Here is a 3,978-nt window from a genome sequence, read left to right on the forward strand (position 1 = left end):
ATACAGGCATGAATAGAAAACAAGGAGACCAGCGATGACGACGTTGAGCGTGGAGAAAAGATGTCCAGCCTATATGAGATGTCAATTTGAGCAATAAGCGTTTGTACCAGGGCTGTGATGACACAGAAGACTGTATACGTTGATAGATGCGTTCAAAAATACGTGGTACAGCAATTAATACAGAGGGTTTCAGCTCTTGAATATCATTGGCTAATTGTGGAATGCCTCTGGAAAAAGCCACTCTAGCGCCTGTCATCATGGGTAAATAGTAACCGGCCGTTCTCTCCAGTGTGTGCGATAGGGGGAGAAAGGATAGAAAAAGATCATCTGACCGAACTTGAAAGCACTCAAGTGAAGCGCTGGCAACAGACAAAATATTATAATGACTGAGCATAACGCCCTTGGGTTTACCTGTGGTGCCTGAAGTGTAGATGATCGTGGCTAATTGATGAGGATCTGCCTGCCAATCAATCAAGGCCGGGTTAGTATCCGTTCTCAACCATTCATTCATGTATACCGCTGGTGCATCAAGTATATTTTCACCAGTAGTTTTGATAATCACACGTTTGAGTTGATGTTCGTCTGATAACGAAGGTTTCAGACGTTGCCATTGATGCTGGTTTTGTAAAAATAAACATCTGACATCAGCATCTTGCAAGATAAAAGCAAGGCTATCAGGCCGATCATCTGGGTAGAGTGGGACTGTAATGAGACAAAGACTTAAGGCTGCCTGATCGAAAAACACCCATTCCTGACAATTTTTCAAATTTAACGCGACCCGGTCGCCTGATCTCAGACCTTCTGATTTCAGTGCATGTTGCCAGATAGCTATTTGTTGTGCAGCCTCTGACCAAGTGGTGGTTTGCCACTGTTGAGTATCTGCACAAAAATGTGAATAGGCTGTGCTGTTGGGGGTTTTTCTATGCCGCTCTCTGAATAGGCCGTATAAAGTCTGAGCAGAAGCTATAGAAATATAATCTGTTGTATCCAATGACATTTACATTAACCAACGAAGTTGAACTCCTAACAAATCAACACTGACATCATAATCACCATTAAGACTATGACTTCCGTCGGACTCTCTTATCGAAGGATTGCTTGCAAATAAATGGGCATAGCCTGCATCGATAACCAGATTGTCAGAATAGTTATAGGTGGCGCCGATCGCTAACCATTTTCTGTCATTGTCAGGTATTCGCGCAGTGCGTCGTTCGGCATTGGGAACGGGTGTTTCATCGTAGGCAATCCCTGTACGAAATTGCCATTTATCACTGTATTGATAATTCAAACCAATCCCATATCGCATGCTGTTATCCCAGTCTTCTGCTTTGGTACTGGTGAAGGCGCCACCATCTGATTCAATAGCAAGCTCTTCAAAACGGCTCCAACGGGTCATCGTGGCATCAGCCATAACGGACCATTTATCATTGAGCTGATGATGGATAGCAAGTGAGAGCGTTTCTGGTAAATCCACATCGCCCTGAATATCTTGTTCGATCTTGCCTATCGGTGTCGTGACTTTACCGTCCCCTTCAAGCGTATGCGAAATTTTAGAGCGATAAGCTAGAGCCAGACGTGTTTCCGGCGTCATCTGATACATAATGCCTAAGTTATAACCATAGCCCCAGTCATCCGCTTCCAATTTTACTTTTCGATCAGGAGCGCCAAATCGATCTGTCATCTGTGACAGTGTGAGATCAATGTATTCTGCACTCACACCAAATCCAATAGAGAGTTTATCTGTCGCTTTGAAAGCAATGCTTGGATTGAAATTGATGGTTTTGAGATCCGATTTCACAGCAAAATAACGGCCCACCCAATTTTCGTTATATTCAGTGACTAAGCCAAAAGGAGCCGTCACACCAAAGCCGATTGCGACTTTGTCATTAAGTGGTTTCGCAAAGTAAAAGTTAGGTACAACTGCATTGTTACCTGCATCACCATAGTCACCCCCATTTGCTGGAGAGCTCGTACCGTCGTTATTGAATTCGGTATTGGGTGCTATGTAGTTAAGTGCGAAGTCCATCTCGGCTTGTTTTAGATATACCAGGCCGGCCGGATTAAAAAAGACGGTACTGCCATCTTCAGCTGCTGCAGCACTGCCGGCGAAAGCTCTTCCTAAGCCTGTCACACTTTGCTCGATAATGGCGAAGCCTGCACCAAAACTAGCACTGCTCATGGTACTGAGTAAAAGGAAACTGGGTGCTTTTAGGATATTTAATTTCATAGTCAATTACTTGCAGCTGGTTTTTGAACAAGTTGATAAAGTATCTCAAGCACCTGACAGGTGCAAGCTTTTATCAATCTCAGCTTATATCCGCTTAAAAACCAAATCCCAGACACCATGTCCCAAGCGATGACCACGTTGTTCAAATTTGGTCAGGGGACGGTAATCAGGACGTTCGATGTAAGTATTGTCGTGGCTTGTATTTTGAAAACGAGTATTGGAGGAGACATCTGCAAGCATTTGTTCCGCATAATCTTGCCAGTCTGTTGCCAGATGTAAATGGCCACCATGTTCTAATTTGTCTGCCAGGACATTGACAAACTCAGGCTGGATAATTCGCCGTTTGTTGTGGCGCTTTTTATGCCACGGATCAGGAAAGTAAATTTGAACACGGGCGAGAGCCTGATTTTTGATGCGCTGTTTAAGAAGTTGAACAGCATCGGTGCAAGCAACCCGGACATTGCTCAGCTGCTCATCGTCGATACCTTTGAGTAACTGACCGACACCAGGACGATGAACCTCTATGCCTATATAGTCATGATCTGGATGATTCTTAGCCATCTCAATCAATGAGGCACCATTACCGAAACCTATTTCGATAACTTTAGGTGCGGTGCGACCAAAAAGGGCATTGAGATCAGATAAATCTGTGTCGTCTTCAATACCGAAAATGGGCCAGTGATTATCCAGAGCGCGCTGTTGTCCGGGTGTCAGACGGCCTTCACGGCGAACAAAACTACGTATTTGTCGCATCGCTTTTGTTTCAGTTGTCATAGTATTTTCGGTAAAAAATTAAAGCCGGATATGATACCTGAAGCGCTATTAGATAACACGAGGAGCAAAACTTTTTTGTCTCTTTCTCATCAGCTGAAAGGCAGAATGTGAAGTTCATCACAGCCAGCATTTCTGCCATATTGCGTCGTGTTTGAAATAATAATAATGAGAATTTGATACTTTTTCATAGCGCATTTGCGGGGTAAGTTTTTGATAACAGCGTGCTAAAAATGAGTATTAGCGTTATAATATCGGGTCTTTACGTAGATTCTTAAGGGTACCCCGAACCCGCAATTATCTTTGCATATATTCAGGCAAAGCATTTAAGAGAGAAGGAAAGTATGGTTCATCCAGTTTTAGAAGCCGTCACCAATGACGTCATCGAGAGAAGCAAAAAAACACGGGATATTTACCTGGCCCGTATTGATGAGGCAATTCAAAAAGGCCCTCATCGTGCTGTATTGGGCTGCGGTAATTTAGCTCATGGATTTGCTGCCTGCTCGATGTCAGAGAAAGCAGACTTAGCTGCTGATCAAAAAGCCAATATTGCGATTATCTCTTCCTACAACGACATGCTATCAGCGCATGAGCCGTTCAAAGATTTCCCAGCAATCATCAAGAAAGCAGCCACTGAAGCAGGTGGGGTAGCCCAGTTTGCTGGTGGTGTTCCAGCCATGTGTGATGGTATTACACAGGGTCAACCCGGCATGGAACTCTCACTTTTCAGCCGTGACGTTATCGCTATGGCGACGGCTGTTGGCCTAAGCCACAACATGTTTGATGCGGCAATGTACCTCGGTGTTTGTGACAAAATTGTCCCTGGTCTGTTGATTGGTGCATTGAGTTTCGGTCATTTACCGGCCGTTTTCGTTCCAGCTGGCCCTATGCCGAGCGGCTTACCCAATAAAGAAAAAGTACGTATTCGTCAGCTTTATGCTGAAGGCAAAGTAGGCCGTGACGAATTACTGAAAGCTGAG

The 3,978-nt window shown here is 44.3% G+C and carries 4 protein-coding genes; 1 reads left to right on the forward strand and 3 read right to left on the reverse strand.

Annotated elements, in window-relative coordinates; translation table 11 throughout:
* From B4K20_RS02780 to trmB, 3 genes are all read right to left on the reverse strand, one after another.
* A partial coding sequence (locus B4K20_RS02780; RefSeq protein ID WP_289281798.1) for an AMP-binding protein occupies nucleotides 1-997 on the reverse strand: 997 nt, incomplete at its 3' end.
* Nucleotides 998-2,227 (reverse strand): OmpP1/FadL family transporter, encoded by a 1,230-nt coding sequence (locus B4K20_RS02785; RefSeq protein ID WP_289281799.1) that lies wholly within the window; start codon nucleotides 2,225-2,227, stop codon nucleotides 998-1,000.
* Between the two features lie 84 nt (nucleotides 2,228-2,311).
* A complete protein-coding gene (gene trmB, locus B4K20_RS02790; protein WP_286304975.1) occupies nucleotides 2,312-3,001 on the reverse strand; it encodes a tRNA (guanosine(46)-N7)-methyltransferase TrmB in 690 nt (229 codons plus the stop codon).
* A 341-nt stretch (nucleotides 3,002-3,342) separates the two neighbouring features.
* On the opposite strand from trmB, the gene B4K20_RS02795 reads away from it, so the two are divergent.
* Nucleotides 3,343-3,978, forward strand: a 636-nt coding sequence (locus tag B4K20_RS02795) for a dihydroxy-acid dehydratase (RefSeq protein ID WP_289281800.1), incomplete at its 3' end; no start/stop codon positions are given.

The organism is Methylophaga sp. UBA5088 (assembly GCF_002414625.1).
Classification (GTDB): domain Bacteria; phylum Pseudomonadota; class Gammaproteobacteria; order Nitrosococcales; family Methylophagaceae; genus Methylophaga; species Methylophaga marina.